The following is a 21,476-nucleotide window of genomic DNA, read 5'->3' as shown; positions in this document are numbered from 1 at the left end:
ATGCCCGCCGGGATTGCATCTGCCCGGCGTATTTTGGCGCCGGAAAGCTTGGAGGGTTTCCATGGCCGATCGAGCTGCTGTGAAAGTGTGGGACCCGGTGGTCAGGCTGTTCCACTGGGGCGTGGTGACGGCCTTCACCGTGGCCTATGTCACCGAGGACGAGGGGCTGGGTGTGCACGTGTGGGCCGGTTACACCCTGGCCGCCCTGCTGCTGGTGCGCCTGCTGTGGGGCTTTGTGGGCCGCGGCCATGCCCGTTTTGCTGATTTCAGCTGTTCCCCCGCGGTGGCCTGGCGCTACGTTAAAGCACTGTTCAGCGGCCGGGCCCGGCGCTATCTTGGGCATAATCCCGCGGGGGCATGGATGATTTTCTTGATGCTGGCGGTCCTGGCAGCCGTCACCGTGAGCGGCCTGATGGTTTACGGCGCGGACCAGGGCGCCGGGCCCCTGGGCGGGATGCTGGCCGGCTCACCGGAGGGGGTGGAACACCTGTGGGAGGAGATCCACGAATTTGCCGCCCATTTCGCCCTGGTCCTGGTGATGATCCACATTGCCGGTGTGGTGGTGGCAAGCATAGTGCACAAGGAGAATCTGGTGGGCGCCATGTGGCACGGTTGCAAGCGCGGCGAGGGCCCGGGTCCGGCCGGAGCGCGCCACGGCCCTTGCGGGCGCAGCGCCACCTGTGTCTTGATGGTGCTGGTGAGTGCCACATTGCTGCTGGCGGCTTGGGGCGGCGGCTGGGCCAGGGCGGACCACGACGAGGCCCGGCGCCGGGTGGAGGCCGGTGACATCGTCCCCTTGAGCCAGATTATCGCCGCGGCCCGGGCGCGCTATCCCGGTGGCCGCCTGCTGGAAGCGGAGCTGGAGCCCGCCCACGATGGTGCCAGGTACGAAGTGGAACTGCTGGATGCCGGTGGCCGGGTGCACGAGTTGCTGTTCGACGCCGTCAGCGGCCGCTACCTGGGCCTGGAGTCCGACGAATTCTACCACCGGCGCCAGGGCCGCGAGGACGACGACGGATGGCGGGGCGGGAAGGACTGAGGCCGTGCGTCTGTTGCTGGTGGAAGATGATGCGGCGCTGAGCCGGCGTCTCAAGGGGGAACTCACCCGGGCGGGTTTCGCCGTGGATGTGGCGGACAACGGGGTGGACGGTGAATACCTGGGCAGCGCCGAGCCCTATGACGCCGTGGTTCTGGATCTGGGGCTGCCGCGCCGTCCCGGGCTGGAGGTGCTGCGCCACTGGCGCGCCACCGGCCGGAATCTGCCGGTGCTCATCCTCACTGCCCGTGATGCCTGGCATGAAAAAGTGGAGGGCTTCAAGGCCGGGGCGGACGATTACCTGGCCAAGCCCTTTCACGTGGCCGAACTCATCGCCCGGCTCAACGCCCTGATCCGGCGGGGCCACGGCCTGACCGGTGGCAGTGTGCGGCAGGGCGGCCTGGTACTGGATGAAGAGCGCCAGACCGTGCGCACCGCCCGGGGCGGGGAACGGGAACTTACCGGTGTTGAATTCCGCCTGTTGCGCTGTTTCATGTTGCATCCCGGGAGGGTGCTGTCGAAAAGCCGCCTGGCGGAGCATGTCTACGATTACGATTCTGACAAAGACAGCAACGTCATCGAAGTCTACGTCAACCGCCTGCGGCACAAAATCGGCAAGGCCCATATTGAAACCCGCCGTGGGCAGGGCTATGTGTTTCGGCCGGAGCCGCCGTGAATTCCCTGGCCGCGCGTTTGGGCCTGGGGCTGGCAGCGGTGCTTCTCGCCGTATTTCTGGCGCAGGGCTACGTGGTGGATGCGGCCCTGCGCCATCTCACCGGGGCCTATGTGGCCGAGCGCCTGAAGCACGACGCCGAAGGCCTGCTGGCCTTGCTCCAGTTCGATCCGGCGGGCCGGCCGGTGGTGGACGAACAGCGGGTGGGGCCCATATTCCGGCGGCCGTACTCCGGTCACTATTACCGCGTCCAGACCGGGCAGCTTGTGCTGCGCTCCCGCTCCCTGTGGGACAGCGACATGGCGTATCCGGGTGCCGCGCCGGCGCCGGGCCAGACCCGGCTCAGCCTGGGCAGCGGCCCGGCCGGGCAAACCCTGTTGATGCTCGCCGCCGCCTACGAAAAAGCCGGCCACCCGGTGACCGTGGTGGTGGCGGAAGACTATTCGCCCATCGAAGAGGATTTCAACACCTTTCGCTGGCGTTACCTGGGGGGGGCCCTGGTGGCGCTGGGTGGGGTGCTGCTGCTCCAGGCCTGGGTGGTCCGGCGCAGCCTGCGGCCCCTGAGGCGCGCCCAGGCCGAACTGCGCGAGCTGGAATACGGCGAGGTGCACCGCTTGTCCGCTGTCGGTCTGCCCAAGGAAGTGGCGCCCCTGGTGGAAGAAATCAACCGCCTCATCGGGCTGATCCGCCAGCGTCTGGAACGCTCCCGCAACGCCGTGGGCAATCTCGCCCATGCGCTGAAAACGCCCCTCACGGTGTTGCAGCAAGTGGCCGCCAGCGACACCCTCGCGGCCCATCCGGAACTCCGTGCCGAATTGCTCGAACACACTGCCAGCATTGACCAATACCTCCAGCGGGAACTCAAACGCGCCCGCCTGGCCGGTGGTGTGGTACCCGGCCAGCGCTTCGAGCCGGCCCGGGAACTGCCGCCGCTGGTGGACACCTTGCAGCGGATTTACCGGGACAAGGCCCTGGACATTGAACTGGACCTGCCGCCCGGCCTGGTGCTGCGCGGCGAGCGGGAAGACCTGCTGGAATTGTTCGGCAACCTGCTGGACAATGCCTGCAAATGGGCCCAGCGGCGGGTGCGCGTGTCCCTGAGCGCGGCGGGGGAAGGGGAGATAATGATCGAGGACGACGGGGCCGGCGTGGCGGCCGCCGACGTGGCCGCGTTGTTTCAGCGGGGCAGGCGTCTGGACGAAGGCACCCGCGGCCACGGCCTGGGTCTGGCCATTGCCCGCGACATCGTGCAGCACTACGGCGGCGAGATGCGCCTGGGGCGCTCGGCTGTCCTGGGGGGCTTCAAGGTGGCGCTGCGGCTGGGGCGGCCGGCGGCCTGAGCCGCCGGCGCAATGCGGCGTCCCGGGCGCCGCGATTGCGCCTCCAAGTCCGCGGTTTGCTCCTATTTGTTCTTATTGGTGCGCAGGCCCAGCACGGCATAAGCCGGGCAGAATTTCACCAGGCCGGTCACGAGAAACACCGCGCCGATCCAGCCCCAGGGCGTTTGCGGGCCGACGAACACCAGGCTGATCAACACCAGGCCCAGCACGATGCGGATGGTGCGGTCGAGCTGTCCCACATTGGCAGTCATTGCTCTATCCTCCAGTTTGGATTGATGACCGCACCATAGCAGGCCGTGTTGCGCCCCTTCAGTGACTGGGTCACCGAGTCTCGCCCTCGCCCGCCCGCGCCAGGGCGGCGCGGTCCAGCACGGTGATCGTCCCCCGCCCCAGCCGTACCCACCCCTGTTCTTCAAACCGCTTCAGGTGGCGGGAGATCACCTCCCGCGCTGTGCCCAGTTCTGTCGCCAGGGACTGATGAGTGAGGCGCAGCTCGGGCGTGGCCTCACTGAACGCCAGCAGGGCAGCGGCCAGGCGCGAATCGATGGAGCGGAAGGCCACCTCCTCCATCCGGGCGATCACCGCCGCCAGGCGTTCCCCCAGGCGGGCAAACACGAAACGGCGAAAGGCCGCGGAGCCCTCCAGGGCCCGGTTGAAAGCGGCCAGGGGCAGGGACAGCGCCGTGGTCTCCGTTTCCGTGATGCCCACGGCAGGGTAGCGGGTCGCGCCCAGCAGGCAAGACGTGGTGAGGATGCAGGACTCGCCCGCCCGCACCCGGTAGAGCACGATCTCCCGCCCGTTTTCGGCACTTAAGCTCACCCGCACCGAGCCCTGCAGAACCAGGAGATAACTTTGGCAGGGCGTGCCGGGGCTGAACACCACCGCGTCCGCCGGTGCCACCAGGGGTCTGGCGGTTGCCATGAGTTGTGCCAGCGCCGCGTCTGCGGGGGCAGCGAGTTGGGGAAACAAGGGTTCCCATCTAATAGGTGTTGTCATAAATGAATGGCAGGGTGCGCGTCGCGCACCGTCCTTAAATAGTGGCACAAAATACAAAAAGCCGGTGGCTTTGCGCCGCTTTGTGACGGGCGGTCTTGTGTCAGGCAGCGGGAACGGGGTGCGGTGCGCGCCTTGCACGGAGGTGTTGGCACATCCCTGTGCCGCGAGTTCTCTGAATAAAATCAGAGCGTCCTTAAAGCTGTCTTGATCTCCAGTTCCGGTTTCGTGGGCGTGCTGTTGTTGTCGCGATGGGCCTGCCGCGGCCCCCTGCCGCCGTAGTGCGCGCCCAGCTGGTGGGTCAGGCTGAAGCCGTTGACTTCATTGCCCACGTCGCGGAACAACCGGTTCCGATGCGCTTTGCCCGCTCCCTTGCAGTAGGGCTTGATTTCGCCCCTCCCGGCTTTTTTTCACAGCATGTCGTATTTGTAGCCGTAATCATGCAGCAGCCCCGGAATCAACAGCAAGCCCGTGGGGCTCAATAACGCCCACAGCGGCCGGGGGATGGAGGCACCGTCGCACACAAAACCCTTAGGCATCACCACGGCGGTGCCGGCGTTGATTTTATATTCCCGGTTTTCAAGCACCCGCCACTGGCGCACCCCAAACAGCCCCGCCAGGATTTTCCTGACACTCCCCGGCAGGTGTTTTGTGGGGATGGGGAGCGGTTGCAATTCGGGCATATTGTCCGGCGCAAGGTGGGGCACGGCTTTTTTGAGCAGATGTTCGTAGAAAAACGACATGATGAAGTAGAGAGCAAGAGACAAGCCGATGACAACGAGAAATGCCTGAACGATACCCATGGTTGTTTCTCCCTGTGGTTTCCTTAAGGAATGATGGGTACGACAAATAGCCTTCCTGGATCCTGCTTGACTCTTTCAGACTTCAAAGAGAGGCACTGATCTTTATATCAGATATGCTGCGGGTCCACCAAGGCTGTCTTGGCATCCCCGTGCCGCGACAGAGCGGACCCGGCAATTTTAATTGCCGGGTTGATTGAGGTGTCATCGGGCGGTGCGTTTGCCATGGAGCGGCGGGAACAGGATTACGCCATCGGCCGCCGCAAGGGAGATAAGGTGGAGCCGGAGGAGGCGGGTTTGAATTTCGTCGCCTTTGGCCATTCCCTGGCGGCTTTTGAAGCCTTGCTGCGGTGCATGGGGGGCGGGGAAGATGGCATTCCCGACGCCCCGTTTCCGCTTCAGCCGGCCCCTCGCCGGCGGCTGTTGCTGGTGTCCGCCGGTGGCCCGGGGCAAGCTGGATTTGCGCGTGCTGAACCAGCCTCCGGGGGCGCCACGCCGGCTGCGCCTGGGTTATCATAAGCCCATGACTACCCCGGAACATGCCGACAAGCCGCTGGTGGGCGTTATTATGGGTTCCACCTCCGACTGGGACACCCTGCGTCATGCCGCAGACACCCTGGCCGCCCTGGGCGTGCCCCACGAGGTGCGGGTGGTCTCCGCCCACCGCACGCCGGACTTGCTGTTTGCCTACGCTGAGGGCGCCGCGGAGCGGGGGCTGGAGGTGATTATCGCCGGCGCCGGCGGGGCGGCCCACCTGCCGGGCATGACGGCCGCCAAAACCACCCTGCCGGTGCTGGGGGTGCCGGTGCAGTCCAAGGCCCTGCAGGGGATGGATTCTTTGCTCTCCATTGTGCAAATGCCTGCCGGGGTGCCGGTGGGGGCCTTGGCCATCGGGCGGGCCGGGGCGGTGAATGCGGCGCTGCTGGCCACTGCCATGCTGGCCAATAAATACCCCCCTTTGCGTGAGGCCCTGGACGCTTTTCGCGAAAAACAAACCGAGAACGTGCTGGCCGGGCCGGATCCACGGAGCGGGGAATGATCATCGGCATCGTGGGCGGCGGGCAGCTGGCCCGCATGCTGGCCCTGGCCGGCCATCCCCTGGGACTGAAATTCGCCTTCCTCGACCCCGCGCCCGATGCCTGTGCGGCGTCGCTGGGGACGCACTTTTGCGCCGATTACCGCGACCGCGCCGCCCTGCAACGCCTGGCGGACGCGGCTCATGTGGTTACCTTCGAGTTTGAAAACGTGCCCGCGGCCACCATGGCCGTGCTGGCCGAGCGGGTGCCGGCATATCCCCCGGCGCCAGCGCTGGCCACGGCCCAGGACCGGCTGGCGGAAAAAACATGCTTCACCGGACTGGGCATTCCCACCCCCCGCTATCGCGCGGTGGACAGCCTGGAGGGCTTGATGGCGGCGGTGGACGACCTCGGTCTGCCCGCCGTGTTGAAGACCCGCACCCTGGGTTACGACGGCAAGGGCCAGGCCGTGCTGCGCGAGCGGGGGGAGCTGGCCGGCGCCTGGGCGCGCCTGGCGGGGGTGCCCTGCCTGCTGGAGGAGCAGGTTCCCTTCGAGCGCGAGTTGTCCCTCATCGCCGTGCGCGGCCGCGGCGGGGACACGGCTTTTTATCCCCTCACCGAGAACGTCCACCGGGACGGCATCCTGCGCCTGTCCCAGTGCCGCCCCGGCCATCCCCTGCAGGCCCGGGCCGAGTCCCATGGCACGGCATTGCTGGATGCCCTGGACTATGTGGGCGTGCTGGCACTGGAACTCTTTCAGGTGGGCGGGCGCCTGCTGGCCAATGAAATCGCCCCGCGGGTGCACAACACCGGCCACTGGACCATCGAAGGCGCCCTCACCAGCCAGTTCGAAAACCATCTGCGTGCCATTTTGGGTTTTCCCCTGGGCGCCACCGCCGCCGTGGCGCCGGCGGCCATGGTCAACCTCATCGGGGAGCCGCCGGACATCGCCCGGCTCCTCGCCATTCCCGGTGCCCGTGTGCATCTCTATGGCAAGGAAGCACGGCCGGGGCGGAAGCTCGGCCACGTGACCGTCTCTTTGGCGGAACCGGCGGCGCAGGAGCGGGTGTTGCAACAGGTGCTCGACCTGGTGGGCCCGTAGCATCACCCCAAAGCGGGGACCAAAGACAAGGGGCGACACCCTTCCAGAGGCACCGTGCGGAAGGCGCGCACCACGGGCGGCGGGGTCGGACAACGCTCCCAGGCCAGCGCCAGGCGGTGGTCCGCCGGGGTGCGATACAGCGCAAACCACCACTTGTCCGGCTCCCCCAGGGCTTTGTCGAAAAAGCGCACCGCAATGGGTTTTTCCTTTCGCAGCTCAAAGCCGAACGACTTCAGCGAAGTGGCCAGCCCCGTGCCCAAGGCTTTGACGTAAGCTTCCTTCAATGTCCAGTAGTCGAAAAAACGCTCCCCCTGCCTGGCATGGGGCTGGCGCAGCAAATCATCATATTCGGCTTTTGAAAAATAGTGTTTGGCGATGGCCTGGGCCCGGGTCTGGCGGTGCGCCGCTTCAATATCCACGCCGAGGCGGGCATTGAGAGTGACGGCGCAGCCGGCATAATCACCGCCGTGGCTGAGATTGAACCGCAGGGGGAGTGCCGGCGAGAGAATTTCGGGCTTGCCGTGTGCGTTGGTGCAGAATTCCCAGTCTGCCGGCGCGACCGGGGCATAGTGCGACAGGGTGGTGCGCAATAAGGCGCGGCTGAGCAGAAAACAGCGCCGCACCGCGTCTCGCGTGATGCTGTCGTAACGGGCACGTTCCTCTGCCGCCAACAGTGCGAGGTAACGCCGCCTTAAGCACGCATCCACCCCGTCCCGCTGGTGGCACAGCCACAGGTGAATGTCGGCCTCGTCCAGGGTGATGGCGGTTACCCTCGCCACTGAGTGGGGGGGTATCCCTCCCTCCTCCCCGGGGCGCACCTTCCTGCAGGCCTCTTGAGGCCATACCGGCGGCGGAGGGGGGTGGTGTCAGAGTTTTCTGGCGTACTTTTTGGCATATTTGGCCAGTTTTTTACTGGTCGTATTTTCTGCAACCTCTTCGAGTACAGACTTGTACTGAGGCTGCCCCGACTTCGCCAGGGCTTTGCACAGCCAGGCCAGGGCATCCACGTCCACCCGGTCTGTGCCCACGCTCCGGTAGTGCTTGAGTAAAGTGTCCTTGGTCAGTTCAAGCAGGGCATCGTCCGCATTGTGGGCGAAGTACACCCGCTTGCCGCCCGCGCGGATGAGTTCGGGAATGTCCGAGTTCAGCAGGTTGCGTACCCGGGCGGCGGCCAGGCCGCCGGGCGGCGCCTCCGCCAGGCCCCGGGCGATGACGGGGTTCCAGCGGGCGTAGTCATTAATTCGGGCCAGCGCCCAGGCCACGTGTTTCTTGAGTTTGCTGCTGTTGGTCTCATCGTGGATTTTTTGCAAGGTGGCGCGGTATTTCTCCAGGCCGGATATCGCCAGGGTTTTGGCATACCAGGCGTTTTCGTCAACGTGCCTCGGCCGCGTGTCGGTGAAGTTTTTCAGCAGCGCCGCTTCGATGATGTCGTAGACACGGGGGTCGGAAATGCCGGACCACTTCAGTTCCCCCATTGCCTCGTGGCGCGCATCGAAGCCGCCGTGGCGGAACACGTCGATGTAGTGCTGGATTTCCGCTTCCACATCCTCGGCGGTGGCGAAGGCGGCCGGTGTGGCAAGCCATCCGAGGACGGGGAGCAACAGCGCGAACAACCGTGTACGTTGGGATTTGAAATTCATGACACCCTCCCTGAGAAAGTGGTGACTGGCAGAGTGAATGGCGGTTGAATCTGCCGTTTTCCTTTTCAGTTTATAACACCCTCGGCCGCGCCGGTTTAAGTGCTCCTGAAAATCATTGGGAAAAACCGCAGCGTGATGTAACGCTCAGACGGCCTGGACGAGCACGATGCGCGCCTCGATGAGCGGCTGCGCCCCGGCCGATGCCTTGATCTGGTAGATTGCGCCGCCGCTCTGCTGCATCACGCAGCGTGCTTCGATGTGCAGCTTGTCGATGGATTTATTGACGGTTTCGCTGTGCCACTGCGCGTCTTTTACTGACCCCAGATAGGCGGGGCCGGTGAGCGCCTGGCCTTGGCGGCCCAGCGCGCAGTGCAGGGCCGCCGCCTGCGCGCCGTACTCGATCAAACAGGCGCTGGGCAGCATGCCGCCTGCCCACAAAGGATTGCCGCCGCGGCGGTGCGAGGTGGTGGTGCACAGGATGCGGTCGGTATCCCACCCCGCCACCGCATCCAGCAAAGACATGCTTGCACCGTGCGGAATCAGGCGGGCGATGTCTTTGCGCGTCAGCGGCACGTGCTCACCTCCACGGTTAGTGTTTGCGTGCCGGCCATGGCGAGGTGCACGGTGTCGTTTTGTTGCCGGGCCAGGCATGTCAGCAAGGGCAGGATGCGTGCGGCGGGGTTGCCCTGGCGGACGGTTTCCAAGGCCGGGTCGGTCGCGGCGGATTCGCCCGCTGCAGCCGGTTCGACCGCGCACTGCAGGGCGGCGATGGCGTCCGGCCCGCGGTCCGGCGACAACAACAAAGCCGCCGCAAAGGGCGCCGCAATGGGCCGCGCTGTGAGCAAGGGCTCGGGCGGCTGCACGTCGTATACCGCGAACAAGGTGTGACGTTGTTCGGCGTTGCACAACAATGCCGCTTCCAGCAAGCCCGCGCTTACCGTGAAATCGTGGCCGGACAGACTGGTGGAGGGCGCCTGCGAACCCGTGGCGATGCTCCAGTAACCCGCTGCGGCGTTGTGCACCGAGTTGTGGAACTGTGTGGGCGAGACCTGCCGCTCCGGTTTGCTCAAGGCGCGGAAGATTTGATCCACGATGTGATAATCCCCCCCCGAGGACGCGAACACCGAGGCCAGTTGGTCCACAGCCAGGTCACGCCCGTCCACCGCATCGGCACAAACCTGAAACGCGAGCCTGATCAGCTCAGTGGCGCGGCGGCGTTCGTTGGTGGGCAGGCGGGCCGGTTTGGGCAGGGTGAGCGGTTCATCGACAAAGGGTGCCTCGCCCTTTAGTACCGCGTGGCCGTGATGCCAGCCGGGCAGGCCCGGCGCCACCAGCCCCACCGCATTCACGTAGACCGGTTTCATGCCCCCGCACCCACAATCAAACTGCAATTGCTGCCGCCAAAGCCAAAGGAATTGGACAGCACCCGCCCCAGCGGCGCATGCCGCGTTTCGGTGACAATGCGGCAGGTGATGGCCGGGTCCACCTCCCGCGTATTCAGGCTTTGCGGCATAAAACCGTGCTCCAGAGCGAGCAGTGAAAACGCGATTTCCACGATCCCCGCCGCACCCAGGGTGTGCCCGGTCCAGCCTTTGGTGGAGCTGCAGGGTGTGCGTGGCCCGAACAGGCGCTGCACGGCGGTGCACTCGGCCAGATCGTTGGTCTTGGTGCCCGTGCCGTGCAGATTGATGTAATCGATATCATCGCTTGCCAGAGCGGCACGGCGCAAGGCGGCCCCCATGGCCAGCAAAGCCCCGGCGCCGTCGGGGCAGGGGGAGGACATGTGATAGGCATCGCCGCTTTCCCCGTATCCCAGCAGTTTGGGCCGCGCCGGGTCGCCGTCCCGCTCCAGCAGCGCAAACCCGGCCGCCTCGCCGATGTTGAGGCCGCGCCGCGCCGCATCCGCCGGGCGGCACAGTTCGTCGGCCACCAGTTGCAGGGAATGAAAACCATAGAGCGTGGTAAGGCACAGGCTGTCCGCGCCGCCCACCACCGCCGCGTCGATCAAACCGCCCGCCATCGCCCGCTCAGCCGAGGCGAACACTTTGGCGCTGGAGGAACAGGCGGTGGAGATGGCCATACTGATTCCGTTCAGCCCCAGCGCCAGCCGCACGAATTCCGCCACCGAGTACATATTGTGGGTGCTGTCGTAGCGGTACCAGCCAGGCAGGGGCGCATCAATGGAGGCGCGGGCGAAATAGGCCAGCTCCGTGTGATGAATGCCGGCGGTGCTGGTGCCCACGTACACGCCGATGCGGTCCGGCCCGTAGCGGTCCGCCGCCCCGGCCACAGTGGCGGTGAAGCCGTCTTGCTGCAAAGCCAGCCAGGCCAGGCGGTTGTTGCGGCAATCGAACTCGGCCAGTTCGGTAGGCAGCGTGACCTCGTCCAGCCCCGCCACCTCGCCCACGAAGGTGGGCAAATCGGTGATATCGAAAAAACGGCAGGGCGCCAGGCCGGTTTCGCCGGCCAGCAGGGCGCGGCGCTGGGCCGCCCGTCCCGCGCCCAGGGCGGTGACCAGGGTGTAATCGTTAATCGTCAGGGGCTGCATGGGACCAGAAATCGTAAAAATTAAACCAATTGTACGGCGCCAGGCGGGCGTAGTGTTCCAGGCGGGCGGCGTAATGGGCGAGATGCCGGCCCAGTACCTCGCCCCGTTGGCCGCGGGCCGCCGCAATGCCGGGACTGAGGGTTTCAAAATGCAGGCTGTAGCGCTTCCCGCCGCGGTACAGGCCGCAGCACAGAATCACCGGCACTTTCAGGCTCAAGGCCAGTTGCCAGGGGCCCAAGGGGAAGTGGGCGGGTTCACCGAAAAAAGGCACGGCCTGCACCCGCTCGTCCCGCCGGGCGCGGTCGGCCATGATGCCCACCATGGCGCCGTTTTTGAGGCAGTCATCCAGCGCCAGCACCAACTCCGGGGCGGGGCGGCCGGCGTCGATGATGTTGGCCGCCAGCGCCGGGTCCAGGGCATCCAAGAGCGTGGCGGCGCGGGCGTTGTGCCGGCGGTCCAGCACTATTTTGAGCGGCAGCGTCCCCTCCCGGGCGCCCAAAACCCGCATGGCATCGAAGCTGCCCAAATGCGCCACCAGCAACAAGGCGCCCTGCTGGTTTGCCCGCAAGGGCCCGAACAGTTCCTGGCCGGCAAGCGCGATATCGAATTCCTCGAAGCGGCCGGAGAGAAAAAACAAGCGGTCCACTGATACCGTGCCGAAGGTGAGAAAGTGTTGAAACACCTCCCGCCACCTCGGCGTCCGTCCCAGGACTTTGCGCAAATAGTTTTGCGAGGCGCGCCGGGCGCTGCCGTGGAAAAGCAGAAAATAGGCCGCCGTGGGATAAAGTATGAGCCGCGCGCTGCGCCGCCCCAGCTTCAGCGCAATCCACACCAGCAGCGTCTGCATCAGGCGATTGCTGCGCTCCCCTTGCTCGGACCAATGGCCGTTCACGGCGCCGGATCCACCGCCAGGCGCAGCGTGCCTTTGCAGATCACCGTCCCGCCGGTACGGCAAAGCACCCGCGCCTCGGTACCGGCCTCATTCAGCGAGAACTGTGCCAGGCATTCATCCCCCGGTTCCACCACGTGCAAAAACTTCATCGCTTTAATGCCCGTGACCGTGTGGCCGGGAAAGGTGTGTTGGCAATGCTGGACAATCCAATGGGTGAGCAAAGCACCGGGGACAATGGGCCGGCCGGGAAAATGCCCGGCGTAGCAGGGATGTTCGGCCGGGGCCTTGAGCAATATCTCGATCATCGCAATGCCCCCGCGAAGACAAGACACTCCATATCCCCCCCTTTGGGAAAGGGGGGGCAGGGGGGATTTTCAAATTCAAATAAGGACAGTTTGTTCATTTCGACAAATCCCCCCAACCCCCTTTTCAAAGGGGAGTTGGAGGAGCAGCGGTTCATGGCGCTAATGTTTTGAGTAGTTCCCGCGTCACTTTGCCCGTCTCATTCCTGGGTATCGCCGCCACTTTCCGCAACGGCCGCGGCAGAAACACCGGGTCCACTTTTGCCGCCATGTCTTTGAGCAGGGCCTGTTCACTGCGCTTTGATACCACCACGGCGGCGGGGCGCCGGGCCCCTTCGGGCAGGTAGACGAAAGCGTCTTCCACGCCCGGCACGCTCAACAGCTTCAGGGTGAGGTCGGCCAGGGAACCGCGTTTGCCGGCGACGTTGATGGTGTCGGAGGCGCGCCCGAGGAAGCGGAAGTGGGTGTCGTCGATGAGTTCCAGGTGGTCTTGCAGCAGCGGGGCGTTGGGCAGTTGGGGGCCGGTGACCCGCAGGCCGTCCGGGCCTTGGGTGAGCCGCATGCCGTTCAGCAGCCGCCAGGGTTCGCCGGTGGTGGTGCGGCGGGTGGCGAGGCTGCCGGCTTCGGTGCAGCCGTAGATTTCTTCCACCGCGCCGCCGAAGCCTTGTTCGGCTTGGGCGGCCAGTTCCCGGGCCAGGGGCGCGGTGGCGGAGACGGTTTTGGCCACGGGCGGCAGTTCGATATTGCTGCCCAGCAGGGCGCGCAGGTGCGCAGGGGTGGTGACCAGCAGCCGCGGCGCGGGGACGGCGGCCAGGGTGGCGGCGATATCGCTGGGGTAAAAAGGATGGGCGCTGTTCAGCCGGGCGCGGCCTTGCAGGGCCAGCAGCACGGTCATTTCCAGGCCGTACATGTGCTGGGAAGGCACGGTGGCGACGACGCTGGGGGTGACGGTCGCGTCGTTGTTGAAACGCCGGTTCAACAGGGCGGCCGTGCCCGCCAGGGTGCGCCAGGGTTTCACTATGGGTTCGGGTCTGCCGGTGCTGCCGGAAGTGTGGGCGATGGCGGCGATGTGGTCGGCAGGGATGGCGGGCACGGCAGGTGCGGGACCGGGGGCTTTGATGCCGGAGACCGTCATGCCGGGGATGTCCGGCAGGTCTTCCTCGCGGTCGGACAGGTAGTGAGCGCCGGGGTAATCCGCCGCCAGTTCCGCCAACGTCGCGGCCTGCCGGTTGGGCGGCAGCAGGGTGGTGCGGTGGCGCAGCAGGGCGGCACAGAAGGCCAGCATGAAGGCGTAGCGGTCGCGGCAGAGGTTGATGAGATAAGGCGCGTCGGGCAGTGCCTCGGCCGCCGCGCTGGTGGCGGCGAGGAATTCGCTCTGGGTGATGGGGTTGCCGCCTTGTTGAATCAACACCGCCTCCGGGCGGTAGTCTTTGATGAGGGGCAGGGCCTTCTCCGTCATCACGATTTCCCGATGTTGGCGCGCACCGCGATGAGAATATACTCCCAAAAGCTGGGGTGGTTGTGCTCGGGGAAGCGCCACAGGCGATATGCGAACTCACCGAAGAACACCAGTGCCACCACGGCATAGTTCAGAAAATTGGTGACAAACGACCAGGTGGCCGCAGAAGCCAGCCAGGGCAGCACGGCGGAGCACAGGGTCATGGCGGCGAACAGCACGGTCCACATGGCTGTGGAGGCGTCGGTGGAGCGGCGCATGGCGTCTGAGAGTGGCCCGCGGGCCTGATCGGCGATGGCGGTGATCAGGGGCACCTGGCCCGGCAGCAAAGAGCGCAGGAACACGGCGAAAAACAGCAGCGGGATCAGTATCGGCGGCAGATACAGCACGTAGAGGCTGAAGTCGGCGTAGCCCACGCCGGCGGCCAGCAGGCTGACGCCGGCCAGTATTCCCCAGGCGTCACGGTGCCTCGCGGCAAGGCCCGTGTAGAGCAGCCCGGCGGCGAGACAGATCATGGCCAGCACGTGCAGGGCGGGAACGTCCAGCGCCACGCCCAGGTGGACAAACAGTGGGTAGGCGATGAGCAGGGCAGGCTGCATGGCCTTGCCTCAGCCCGCCGTCCCCGGCCCCCCCCTTTTTTCAAAGGGGGGGGGGAGGTGGGGCGTATTCAAAGACAGGGGATGGATCGGGGAGCGGTCACGTTCCATGGGTGCCTGGCAGCCTCAACGGTTCGCCGCAATGTGCTCGGACAAGGCCCGCAGGCTGGCGAAGATGGCGCGGTTGTTTTCGTCGTCGGCTTTGAGTTGCACGCCGTAGTTCTGGGCCACCGCCAGGGCGATTTCTAGGGCGTCGATGGAATCCAGGCCCAGGCTGTCGGGCGCGTCCACGCCGAACAGGGGGGCCTGTGGGTCGATGTCGGCAGGGTCCACGTCGTCCAGATCCAGGGCCGACACCAGCACCGCCGCCAGTTCCCGTTCTTGTTCGCTTTGCTGCGCCATGGTTATGTTTTGCTCCCGCTGTATTCGCTGAAGATGCCCTGCACCACGTGGCGCCGGGGCTGGTGCACGCCGGCCTGGGCCATGGCGTCCAGGATGGTGGCCGGGGGCACGCAGTTTTCGATGGTGTCCCAATAGTAGCGCATGAGTTTTTGGGCGTCGCTGCTCCGGCGGAACAAGCGGGTGAGGGTGGGCACCACGCCTTTCAGGTAACACTTCAGCACGGCCAGGCCGAGCTTGTTTTCCGGCCGGGTGATTTCCAGAATCAGCATTCCGCCGCCCGGTTTCAGCACCCGCAGGTATTCGGCGAACAAGGTTTTGAGATCGGCCACGTGGCGCAGCGCATAGCCCATGGTGACCCGGTCGAAGCTGTTGTCGGGGAAAGGCAGCCCTTCGCCCAGGCCCTGGGCGGTGTGTTGCACGCCCAGTTTGCGCGCCTCGTTCAGCATGCCCTTGCTGGGGTCGAGCGCCACCACCAGGCCGTCTTCGCCGGTGATATCCTGGGCGATGTGGGCGATGACGCCGGTGCCCGCGCCCGCATCCAGCAGCCGCATGCCCGGCGCCACGCCGGCGCGCAACAAGGCCTGGCGCCGGTACCACTTGCCGGAGCCGAAGCTCATCATGGTGGTGATCCAGTCGTAGTGGCGGGCGGAGGCGTCGAACATGGCGTCCACCACTTTGCGGCGGGTGCCTTCGTTGTCGTAGTACTCCGGCAACACGGGATGGGGAGCAATCTGCGCTTTTTGCTCGGGTTTCATGGTCGCATGTCCTGGGTCTGTGATGGTGTTGGTAGCGGGGCGGCTGCCGGTCCGGTGGCGATGAGGCGGGACGGCCGTGGCGCGGTCCGGCTTTGTGATAGTATTCCGCCCCGAACTTCCCCACGGATAAATACTCGGCCGCTGCCACGGCGCCGGGTGTTGTTATCTTCGCCAGCGATCCCATGCCGAGACTGACGTGCCGCTATTCTACCGAGCCCGCCGAGCGACTGCTACAGTCGGAGCGGGTGCTGGCGGTGGTGGATTTCAGCGCCGCCGGGCAGGTGGAACTCGGGGCGCGCTACATCAACCCAGGCTTGCCGTTGCTGTCGCCGGAACCTTGGCGGGAGGTGTGGCGCTGCGATGCGCCCGTCGTGAGCGGCCTGGAGGGGGGGTGCCACTGGTCTCATAGCGACGCTGTGCTGCTGCTTGCCAGGCGCATTGAAGAGGGGCGCGGCCAGGATTTGGGCGCCGCGGTGCGGGATGCTTACGGCCTGTTGTTGGGTCAGGCGCGGGCGCGGGGGTTTCCGCATGTTCTGCGGATCTGGAATTATTTCGCCCACATCAACCAGGGTGAGGGGGACGGCGAGCGCTACAAGCGGTTTTGCGTCGGCCGGGCCCAGGCTTTCGAGGCCGCCGGCTATGCCGAGGCCCACTACCCCGCCGCCAGTGCCATCGGCCACGGCGGGGGGGACGGGGTGATTTATCTGCTTGCCGCCCAGGTGCCTCCCCGGCACTTCGAAAACCCCCAGCAGGTCAGCGCCTACCGCTATCCCCGCTGCTACGGTCCCCGCAGTCCTTCCTTTGCCCGGGCGACGCTGCTTGAATCCCGCGGCGGTGCTGAGCTGTTCCTTTCCGGCACTGCCAGCGTGGTGGGTCACCGCACCCTGCACCCGGGTGACCCCGCGGGCCAGCTCGGGGTGACCCTGGCCAATATCGAGGGTCTGCTGCAACATGTGGCGGCGAGGGCGGCCCTGCCGGCGCCGCCGCGCCTGACCGGTGTGAAAGCCTACCTGCGGGAGCCCGAGGCGGCGGCGGGGCTGCGCCGGGGGCTGCGCGCGCATTTTGGTGACCAAGTGCCCTTGGTGCTGCTGCGCGGTGATATCTGCCGCCGGGATCTGGCCATAGAACTGGAGGGGGTGGGTGAGCGCTAGCCGGATACAGCCGCCGCGGTGCCGGGGTCTGTCTTTGCCCGTGGGTGCCGGGGGGCGTTGACGTATGCGCGTTCCGCGGGCTCAGCGGTGGCAGGCCGGCCTGGGAAAGGGGTGGCGGGTGTTTGCCACCGGACTCAGCTTTGTGCTGTTTGGTTTGGGGGGCGCGGCCATTGCCCTGATGATGTACGCGTTCGTCTACCCCGCTCCCCTGGCGAAAGAAAAAAAACGGGCCTGTGCCCGCGCCGCTGTCTCCAGAACTTTCCGGCTGTTTATCGCGCTGATGCGGGGTCTGGGCCTGTTGAGTTACGAGTTGCGGGGGCAGGAACGGCTGCGCCCGGGGCAACTGGTGATCGCCAACCACCCCTCCCTGCTGGACGTGGTGTTTTTGATTGCCCTGATTGAAAATGCCAATTGCATCGTCAAAAGCAGCCTGTGGCGCAATCCCTTCACCCGGGGGCCGGTGACTGCGGCGGGGTACATCGCCAATGACCATGAGCAGCTGATCGCCGCCTGCGCGGCCTCTTTGCGCAGCGGGGATGCGCTCATCGTTTTCCCCGAAGGAACGCGTTCCCGGCCCGGGCGGCCGCTTAAGTTTTTGCGTGGCACCGCCCACGTGGCCCTGGCGGCGGACTGCGACATCACCCCGGTGTTGATCCGCTGCGAACCGGCCACCCTGCTCAAGCGGCAAAAGTGGTACCGGGTGCCCGACCAGGTGCCTCATTTCACCGTCGAAATCCTGCCGGATATTTCCATTGCCCCGTATCGCGCCGCGGCCAAAACCACGCCGGGGCGGGCGGCGCGTGAGCTGACCACGGTCCTGGAGCGTTTCTACCATGACCGGTATTTCGCCGCGTGTCCGTGAGGGTGGGTTTTCCCGGCGCCTGTGTGGCGGGAGCGGCCCGCTCTGTTAGAATTGGCGCCCCTTGCGGGCGCCGCGCTGCTTTATAATGATTTTCCAGGGGGGGCAAGGCGGATCAGATCATGCACAGCAAAGCAGACATTTACGATCATCTGAAGAACGTCATCATGGAGCTGTTCGAGACCGATCCGGCGGCCATCCGACCTGAGGCCAGGTTGTACGAGGATCTGGACATCGACAGCATCGACGCCGTGGACATGGTGATCAAGCTCAAGGACTTGACCGGCAAACGCATGCAGCCTTCGGATTTCAAGGATGTCCGCACCGTACAGGATGTGGTCGAGGCGGTGTATGTGGTGCTGAATGAGCGCTGAGGGCGGGAGCTGTTGTGGCACACTCCCAGTCGCCCGTCATCCTGGAGCAACGCGCCCGGCCCGGCCGGGTGGAATACGCGCTTGATATTCCCACCGACCTCGTTTTCTTTTGCGGTCATTTTCCGGCTCACCCCATCCTGCCCGGCGTGGTGCAGATCAAATGGGTTTTGGAACTGGCCGGGAGTTTGCGGCCGGCGGGGGCGTTTGCAAAGCTGGAGCGGTTGAAGTTCACCCGCCCCATCCTGCCCGCCGCCCGCCTCAGCCTGCACATTGGGGCGCTCCGGGACCGGCCTGGTCTCCGGTTCTGCTATTTCGATGAGCGCAGCCGCTATTCTGCCGGCCACATCGTGTTTGCGGAATAAAGGTGTTTCGGCCCTGTGTCGTCATTCCCGTTTACAATCACGGGGAAAACATTGCCGCGGTGGTGGCGGCGCTCGTGGCCCGGGATCTGCCCTGTTATCTCATGGACGACGGCAGCGGCCGGGCCTGCCGCGCGGTGCTGGCCCGTCTGGCCGCCGCCCACCCCGGTGTGATGCTGATTCGCCACGAGCGCAACCGGGGCAAGGGGGTTGTGGTGGGTGACGGTTTGCGGGCGGCCGCCCGGGCGGGATACAGCCACGCCCTGCAAGTGGACGCCGACGGCCAGCATGACCTGGCGGCGGTGCCCCGTTTTCTGGCCGCGGCGCGGTCCCGGCCGGAGGCGGTGATTGCCGGCTGCCGTCCCTATGCCAGCATGCCCAAAGGGCGGCGTTACGGGCGCGCGATCACTGATTTTTGGGTGTGGCTGCACACCCTGTCCCCGGCGGTCCGGGATTCCATGTGCGGCTACCGGCTCTATCCCCTGGCCGCCACGGTTGCGTTATTGAACCGCACCGGGATCGGGAAACGGATGGACTTCGACACCGATATCCTGGTGCGCCTGCTGTGGGAGGGGGTGCCGCTGGAGCAGATCGAGGTCCAGGTCCGCTACCCTGACGGCGTGCCTTCTCATTTCCACATGGTGCGGGACAATCTGCGGATTTCCGCCATGCACAGCCGGTTGTTTGTGGGCATGTTGCGGCGCCTGCCCCGTTTGTTGCTGAGGAAGTGGGAAAGGGTCCGTTGACCGCGCAGCGCCGCAAAGGGCAGGCCCGGGGCAGCGGATCAGGCGCCTTGTCCGCGGACGGGTGCGGGGCTGACGAGACCGGGCCATGAAAAGCGCAGAAACCGAATTGACCGTGCCGTTTCACGACGTGGATGCCCTGGGTGTGGTCTGGCACGGGCGCTATGTGAAATATCTGGAAATCGTCCGCTGCCAGCTGCTGGAATCGTTTCAGTATGGTTACGAGGACATGCTGGCCTCCGGCTATGCCTGGCCGGTGGTGGACCTGCGCATCCAATATGCCAAACCCCTGCGTTACGGCCAGCGGATCCGCCTCAAAGCCACCCTCGCGGAGTGGGAGTACCGCCTCAAAATCAAATATCTCATCACCGATGCCGCCAGCGGCCTCAGGCTCAGCAAGGGCTACACGGTGCAGGCGGCAGTGGATTTGAACACCGAGCAGATGTGTTATGAAACGCCGCCGGTGTTGTGGCAGAAGCTGGGGCTTGCCCGTCCATGAGGCGTTTTCCGCACTCGTGGCGGTGTTTCGCCTGGGGCTTGTTGGTCTGGGCCGCGCCCTGCGTCGCCCCGGCCGCGGAAAACCAGGCGCTGCAAGAGGTGATCACGCGCTTGCAAAGCCACGCCTTGGTCGCAGGTGAATTTGTGCAACAGCGCCGCTTGAAAGGTTTTTCCCGTTCTCTCAAGTCCACCGGCAGGTTCGTTTTCTGGCGCGAGGGCGGGTTGTACTGGCGGACCGAAACCCCGTTCACCAGTGCCACCACCTTCACCGGCCAGGGCCCTATACACTGGCAGGCTCCGGGGGTGGCGGCGGACGCCGCCGGCCCCCCCAATGCCATGGAAAAGCACAGCAATAAGATCCTGCTGGCCTTTTTCGGCGCCGACCTCGAGGCCCTGGCGCGCCTGTTTGAGCTTGACTGGCAGGTGGAGGGCGGGCGCTGGACCCTGGACTTGCGGCCGCGCGACGCCCTGCTTGGGAAAGTGCTGCGCGGCGCCAGCATTCATGGCGGGGAATTCATTGAGGGGTTGCGGGTGCGGTCGGCCCGGGGTGATGTGACCGAAGTGGCGTTTTCCCAGCTCCGGGTGCTGCCCGGGCTGAGTGCCGCCGCCTGCCGGCGCTATTTCGGCGCGGGGCGGGGGCTGTGTGCGGCATGGCCGCCAGCCGGGCAAGATGCCGCCGCGCCTTGAGCCCGGCGGGCTGAGCCTGTCCGCGCGGTGGCAGCGCATCTTGGGCGCGGTGTTGGCGGCGGTGTTGTTGGGGGCGCTGGCACTGCTGGTGCAGCAAAGCCAGCGCGGCTTTCAGTTTGAAGCGAGTTTGCGCGCCTTGCTGCCACCGGTGCAGCACGGGGCGCTGGTGGAAGCCGCCAACCGGCGTTTGCTGGCGCGTGCCAACCAGACCCTGGTGTTGCTCGTCGCGGGCGCCGACAAGGCCGCGGTGAAGGCGGCCGCGGCGGCGCTTAAGCGCGATCTTGCCCGGCTCCCCGGCCTGGCGCCGGTGCAGGATGAAGACGGCGGCGCGGCGGCATTGGTCACCCTGCTGAAGCAATATCGCTTTCATTTGCTGTCGGCGTCGCAGCGGGCCGCCCTGGCGGCGGGGACGGTCCAGCCCTTGCTGGTCCGGGCGGAGCGGGCCCTGTATGGCATCGACAGCTGGGCGGCGGTGGCGACGCCGGAGGAGGACCCGCTGTACCTCTTCAATGATTACATCCGCCAGCTTCTGAGCGACGACGGCGGCCGCCGGCGGGAGGACGGGCTGGTGCTGGTGAGCCGGGAAAACCCGCGGCAGCACTACGCCGTGATTACGGCCCGCCTGAGCGGTGACGCGTTCAGCCTGGCGCAACAGCGGCAGGTGGCCGCGGCCGTCGCTGCGCTGAGCGCCGCCGTGGCCGGGCGCCATCCCGGCGTGGCCGTGTTGCGTTCGGGGTTCGTCTTCCACGCCGCCGCCGCCGCCGCCCAGGCCCAAAGGGACGTGTCCGTCATTGCCCTGGGCTCGCTCGCGGGCATTGTGCTGTTGTTCTGGGCGGCCTTTCGCTCCCTCACCCCCCTGTTGCTCAGCCTCACGGCCATCGCGTTCGGGTGTTTGTGCGCCGTGGGGGTGAGCCATGCGGTGTTCGGCGGCCTGCATGTGCTCACCCTGGTGTTCGGCGCCAGTCTGATCGGTGTGGCGGTGGATTATGCCCTGCATTTTTTCACCCGCTTGTATGCCATGGGGGCGGGCGGTGGCGGCCGCGCCGCCCTGGCCGCCGTGTTTCCCGGGATGGCGCTGGCCCTGGTCACCACGGTGATCGCCTATGCCTGTCTGGCGTCCACGTCGCTGCCCGGCTTGCGGCAGGTGGCCTTGTTTTCCGTGGTGGGCCTGGTGGGGGCGTGGCTGTTTGTGGCGGGGGCCTTGCCGTGGCTGGCCCGCGCCGGAGCGCCGCTCCGGCCCGGCGCATTGTCGCT

Annotated in this window: 26 protein-coding genes and 1 pseudogene; 13 read left to right on the top strand and 14 right to left on the bottom strand. The window is 65.9% G+C overall.

Annotated features, from left to right (window positions below):
* The first annotated feature begins 61 nt into the window (after positions 1-61).
* From ENJ19_09835 to ENJ19_09825, 3 genes are read left to right on the top strand one after another with little or no spacing between them, the layout of a single operon-like run.
* Entirely contained in the window at positions 62-1,039 is a 978-nt protein-coding gene (locus ENJ19_09835) for a DUF4405 domain-containing protein (protein ID HHM06023.1), read from the top strand.
* A gap of 4 nt (positions 1,040-1,043) precedes the next feature.
* Positions 1,044-1,712: a response regulator transcription factor gene (locus ENJ19_09830; protein ID HHM06022.1), complete on the top strand. Its 669-nt coding sequence runs from the start codon at positions 1,044-1,046 to the stop codon at positions 1,710-1,712.
* Positions 1,709-3,049, top strand: a complete 1,341-nt coding sequence (locus tag ENJ19_09825) for an ATP-binding protein (protein ID HHM06021.1) — start codon at positions 1,709-1,711, stop codon at positions 3,047-3,049. The genes ENJ19_09830 and ENJ19_09825 overlap by 4 nt, the downstream gene beginning before the upstream one ends.
* Positions 3,050-3,111: 62 nt before the next feature.
* Here ENJ19_09825 and ENJ19_09820 read toward each other — a convergent pair whose 3' ends face one another.
* The 3 genes from ENJ19_09820 to ENJ19_09810 form a co-directional block, all read right to left on the bottom strand.
* Positions 3,112-3,300: a DUF2892 domain-containing protein gene (locus ENJ19_09820; GenBank protein HHM06020.1), complete on the bottom strand. Its 189-nt coding sequence runs from the start codon at positions 3,298-3,300 to the stop codon at positions 3,112-3,114.
* A gap of 70 nt (positions 3,301-3,370) precedes the next feature.
* Complete coding sequence (locus ENJ19_09815) at positions 3,371-4,045, bottom strand: Crp/Fnr family transcriptional regulator (protein HHM06019.1); 675 nt, start codon at positions 4,043-4,045, stop codon at positions 3,371-3,373.
* Between the two features lie 407 nt (positions 4,046-4,452).
* Complete coding sequence (locus ENJ19_09810) at positions 4,453-4,845, bottom strand: DUF1353 domain-containing protein (protein HHM06018.1); 393 nt, start codon at positions 4,843-4,845, stop codon at positions 4,453-4,455.
* Positions 4,846-5,365: 520 nt separating this feature from the next.
* On the opposite strand from ENJ19_09810, the gene purE reads away from it, so the two are divergent.
* On the top strand, positions 5,366-5,881 hold the full coding sequence (gene purE, locus ENJ19_09805) for a 5-(carboxyamino)imidazole ribonucleotide mutase (GenBank protein HHM06017.1): 516 nt from the start codon (positions 5,366-5,368) through the stop codon (positions 5,879-5,881).
* Complete coding sequence (locus ENJ19_09800; GenBank protein ID HHM06016.1) at positions 5,878-6,960, top strand: 5-(carboxyamino)imidazole ribonucleotide synthase; 1,083 nt, start codon at positions 5,878-5,880, stop codon at positions 6,958-6,960. The genes purE and ENJ19_09800 overlap by 4 nt, the downstream gene beginning before the upstream one ends.
* 2 nt (positions 6,961-6,962) lie before the next feature.
* On the opposite strand, the gene ENJ19_09795 is transcribed toward ENJ19_09800, so the two are convergent.
* The 11 genes from ENJ19_09795 to ENJ19_09745 all read right to left on the bottom strand — a co-directional run bounded on the left by ENJ19_09795 (position 6,963) and on the right by ENJ19_09745 (position 15,551).
* Positions 6,963-7,778 carry a 4'-phosphopantetheinyl transferase superfamily protein gene (locus tag ENJ19_09795; protein ID HHM06015.1) on the bottom strand — a complete coding sequence of 272 codons (816 nt, stop codon included), beginning with the start codon at positions 7,776-7,778 and terminating at the stop codon, positions 6,963-6,965.
* 48 nt (positions 7,779-7,826) lie between these two features.
* Complete coding sequence (locus tag ENJ19_09790) at positions 7,827-8,600, bottom strand: hypothetical protein (GenBank protein ID HHM06014.1); 774 nt, start codon at positions 8,598-8,600, stop codon at positions 7,827-7,829.
* Positions 8,601-8,744: 144 nt separating this feature from the next.
* The gene (locus ENJ19_09785; GenBank protein HHM06013.1) at positions 8,745-9,173 is read right to left on the bottom strand and encodes a hydroxymyristoyl-ACP dehydratase; all 429 of its coding nucleotides are present in this window, start codon (positions 9,171-9,173) and stop codon (positions 8,745-8,747) included.
* Entirely contained in the window at positions 9,164-9,964 is an 801-nt protein-coding gene (locus tag ENJ19_09780; GenBank protein ID HHM06012.1) for a hypothetical protein, read from the bottom strand. The genes ENJ19_09785 and ENJ19_09780 overlap by 10 nt, the downstream gene beginning before the upstream one ends.
* A complete protein-coding gene (locus ENJ19_09775) occupies positions 9,961-11,148 on the bottom strand; it encodes a beta-ketoacyl-[acyl-carrier-protein] synthase family protein (GenBank protein HHM06011.1) in 1,188 nt (395 codons plus the stop codon). Before ENJ19_09775 ends, ENJ19_09780 begins: the two co-directional genes overlap by 4 nt.
* A complete protein-coding gene (locus ENJ19_09770) occupies positions 11,129-12,040 on the bottom strand; it encodes a hypothetical protein (protein ID HHM06010.1) in 912 nt (303 codons plus the stop codon). Before ENJ19_09770 ends, ENJ19_09775 begins: the two co-directional genes overlap by 20 nt.
* Positions 12,037-12,345, bottom strand: coding sequence for a hypothetical protein (locus tag ENJ19_09765; GenBank protein ID HHM06009.1), 309 nt, complete (start codon positions 12,343-12,345; stop codon positions 12,037-12,039). The genes ENJ19_09770 and ENJ19_09765 overlap by 4 nt, the downstream gene beginning before the upstream one ends.
* A 151-nt stretch (positions 12,346-12,496) precedes the next feature.
* Positions 12,497-13,801: an acyl-CoA synthetase gene (locus tag ENJ19_09760; protein ID HHM06008.1), complete on the bottom strand. Its 1,305-nt coding sequence runs from the start codon at positions 13,799-13,801 to the stop codon at positions 12,497-12,499.
* On the bottom strand, positions 13,801-14,397 hold the full coding sequence (locus ENJ19_09755) for a hypothetical protein (GenBank protein ID HHM06007.1): 597 nt from the start codon (positions 14,395-14,397) through the stop codon (positions 13,801-13,803). The genes ENJ19_09760 and ENJ19_09755 overlap by 1 nt, the downstream gene beginning before the upstream one ends.
* A 123-nt stretch (positions 14,398-14,520) precedes the next feature.
* Positions 14,521-14,796, bottom strand: a complete 276-nt coding sequence (locus ENJ19_09750; protein HHM06006.1) for an acyl carrier protein — start codon at positions 14,794-14,796, stop codon at positions 14,521-14,523.
* A 2-nt stretch (positions 14,797-14,798) separates the two neighbouring features.
* Positions 14,799-15,551 carry a methyltransferase domain-containing protein gene (locus ENJ19_09745; protein ID HHM06005.1) on the bottom strand — a complete coding sequence of 251 codons (753 nt, stop codon included), beginning with the start codon at positions 15,549-15,551 and terminating at the stop codon, positions 14,799-14,801.
* A gap of 182 nt (positions 15,552-15,733) precedes the next feature.
* On the opposite strand from ENJ19_09745, the gene ENJ19_09740 reads away from it, so the two are divergent.
* From ENJ19_09740 to ENJ19_09705, 8 genes and pseudogenes are all read left to right on the top strand, one after another.
* Entirely contained in the window at positions 15,734-16,702 is a 969-nt protein-coding gene (locus tag ENJ19_09740) for a pteridine-dependent deoxygenase like protein (protein HHM06004.1), read from the top strand.
* 64 nt (positions 16,703-16,766) lie between these two features.
* Positions 16,767-17,564, top strand: a complete 798-nt coding sequence (locus ENJ19_09735) for a 1-acyl-sn-glycerol-3-phosphate acyltransferase (protein ID HHM06003.1) — start codon at positions 16,767-16,769, stop codon at positions 17,562-17,564.
* A 119-nt stretch (positions 17,565-17,683) separates the two neighbouring features.
* Positions 17,684-17,935: an acyl carrier protein gene (locus ENJ19_09730; GenBank protein HHM06002.1), complete on the top strand. Its 252-nt coding sequence runs from the start codon at positions 17,684-17,686 to the stop codon at positions 17,933-17,935.
* Complete coding sequence (locus ENJ19_09725; protein HHM06001.1) at positions 17,932-18,297, top strand: hypothetical protein; 366 nt, start codon at positions 17,932-17,934, stop codon at positions 18,295-18,297. The genes ENJ19_09730 and ENJ19_09725 overlap by 4 nt, the downstream gene beginning before the upstream one ends.
* Positions 18,294-19,040, top strand: a complete 747-nt coding sequence (locus tag ENJ19_09720; GenBank protein ID HHM06000.1) for a glycosyltransferase family 2 protein — start codon at positions 18,294-18,296, stop codon at positions 19,038-19,040. The genes ENJ19_09725 and ENJ19_09720 overlap by 4 nt, the downstream gene beginning before the upstream one ends.
* Positions 19,041-19,125: 85 nt before the next feature.
* Positions 19,126-19,536, top strand: coding sequence for an acyl-CoA thioesterase (locus ENJ19_09715; protein ID HHM05999.1), 411 nt, complete (start codon positions 19,126-19,128; stop codon positions 19,534-19,536).
* A complete protein-coding gene (locus ENJ19_09710; protein ID HHM05998.1) occupies positions 19,533-20,222 on the top strand; it encodes an outer membrane lipoprotein carrier protein LolA in 690 nt (229 codons plus the stop codon). The genes ENJ19_09715 and ENJ19_09710 overlap by 4 nt, the downstream gene beginning before the upstream one ends.
* Before the next feature lie 387 nt (positions 20,223-20,609).
* Positions 20,610-20,714: pseudogene (locus tag ENJ19_09705) on the top strand (BA14K family protein).
* The last annotated feature ends 762 nt before the right edge of the window (positions 20,715-21,476 follow it).

The organism is Gammaproteobacteria bacterium, assembly GCA_011375345.1.
Lineage (GTDB): Bacteria > Pseudomonadota > Gammaproteobacteria > DRLM01 > DRLM01 > DRLM01.
The sequence above is the reverse complement of the archived record's forward strand: the minus strand, read 5'-3'. Positions and strand labels throughout refer to the sequence as shown.

Coding starts and splice junctions, on each gene's coding strand:
- ENJ19_09835 (HHM06023.1), top strand. CDS start 62: ATGGCCGATCGAGCTGCTGTGAAAGTGTGGGACCCGGTGGTCAGGCTG.
- ENJ19_09820 (HHM06020.1), bottom strand. CDS start 3,300: ATGACTGCCAATGTGGGACAGCTCGACCGCACCATCCGCATCGTGCTG.
- ENJ19_09815 (HHM06019.1), bottom strand. CDS start 4,045: ATGACAACACCTATTAGATGGGAACCCTTGTTTCCCCAACTCGCTGCC.
- ENJ19_09810 (HHM06018.1), bottom strand. CDS start 4,845: ATGGGTATCGTTCAGGCATTTCTCGTTGTCATCGGCTTGTCTCTTGCT.
- purE (HHM06017.1), top strand. CDS start 5,366: ATGACTACCCCGGAACATGCCGACAAGCCGCTGGTGGGCGTTATTATG.
- ENJ19_09800 (HHM06016.1), top strand. CDS start 5,878: ATGATCATCGGCATCGTGGGCGGCGGGCAGCTGGCCCGCATGCTGGCC.
- ENJ19_09790 (HHM06014.1), bottom strand. CDS start 8,600: ATGAATTTCAAATCCCAACGTACACGGTTGTTCGCGCTGTTGCTCCCC.
- ENJ19_09780 (HHM06012.1), bottom strand. CDS start 9,964: ATGAAACCGGTCTACGTGAATGCGGTGGGGCTGGTGGCGCCGGGCCTG.
- ENJ19_09775 (HHM06011.1), bottom strand. CDS start 11,148: ATGCAGCCCCTGACGATTAACGATTACACCCTGGTCACCGCCCTGGGC.
- ENJ19_09765 (HHM06009.1), bottom strand. CDS start 12,345: ATGATCGAGATATTGCTCAAGGCCCCGGCCGAACATCCCTGCTACGCC.
- ENJ19_09760 (HHM06008.1), bottom strand. CDS start 13,801: ATGACGGAGAAGGCCCTGCCCCTCATCAAAGACTACCGCCCGGAGGCG.
- ENJ19_09755 (HHM06007.1), bottom strand. CDS start 14,397: ATGCAGCCTGCCCTGCTCATCGCCTACCCACTGTTTGTCCACCTGGGC.
- ENJ19_09750 (HHM06006.1), bottom strand. CDS start 14,796: ATGGCGCAGCAAAGCGAACAAGAACGGGAACTGGCGGCGGTGCTGGTG.
- ENJ19_09745 (HHM06005.1), bottom strand. CDS start 15,551: ATGAAACCCGAGCAAAAAGCGCAGATTGCTCCCCATCCCGTGTTGCCG.
- ENJ19_09740 (HHM06004.1), top strand. CDS start 15,734: ATGCCGAGACTGACGTGCCGCTATTCTACCGAGCCCGCCGAGCGACTG.
- ENJ19_09735 (HHM06003.1), top strand. CDS start 16,767: ATGCGCGTTCCGCGGGCTCAGCGGTGGCAGGCCGGCCTGGGAAAGGGG.
- ENJ19_09730 (HHM06002.1), top strand. CDS start 17,684: ATGCACAGCAAAGCAGACATTTACGATCATCTGAAGAACGTCATCATG.
- ENJ19_09715 (HHM05999.1), top strand. CDS start 19,126: ATGAAAAGCGCAGAAACCGAATTGACCGTGCCGTTTCACGACGTGGAT.
- ENJ19_09710 (HHM05998.1), top strand. CDS start 19,533: ATGAGGCGTTTTCCGCACTCGTGGCGGTGTTTCGCCTGGGGCTTGTTG.